Annotated in this window: 1 protein-coding gene; it reads right to left on the reverse strand. The window is 65.3% G+C overall.

The window, feature by feature from the left end; genetic code table 11:
* Positions 1-590 (reverse strand): ABC transporter permease (locus C6N31_RS42385; protein WP_198359643.1); only part of this gene is annotated, 590 nt, incomplete at both ends.

Consider the following 590-nt stretch of genomic DNA (forward strand, 5'->3'; position numbering starts at 1 on the left):
CGCAGGATGAACGGCATCAGCTGCGCGAGGTCCGTCATCTTGCTGCCCAGCCGGGCCACCGCCAGCGCCAGGCCGGCATTGAAGATCGACTGGATGAACAGCGCCGGAATCGCCAGCAACCACGACCAGGTCGGCACCTCGCCGGTCATCAGCACGATCGAGAACAGCACCAGCATCGACATCAGCAGCTGCTGCAACTGCATCAGCGTGAACGCGATCGGCATCGACGCCCGGGGGAAGTGCAGGGCCCGGATCAGGCCCAGGTTCCCCGAGACCGCCTTCACGCCACTCATGATCGACGACTGGGTGAACGTGAAGATGAAGATGCCGGTCACCAGGAACGCGATGAAGTTGTCCACACCGCGGTCGGTACCCAGCAACAGCCCGAAGATCAGGTAGTACACCGCCGCGTTCAGCAACGGCGTCATCACCTGCCACAGCTGACCCAGCCGGGCATCGGTGTACTGCGCCTGCGTCCGCGCCTTCGCGAACTCGTTGATGAAGTGCCGCCGGCCCCACAACTGCCGGGTGTACTCGCCGAGGCCCGGCCGGGCACCGCTGACCGACAGCCCGTACTTCGCCGCCAGCTC

Source organism: Streptomyces fildesensis (genome assembly GCF_016107395.1).
GTDB lineage: Bacteria > Actinomycetota > Actinomycetes > Streptomycetales > Streptomycetaceae > Actinacidiphila > Actinacidiphila fildesensis.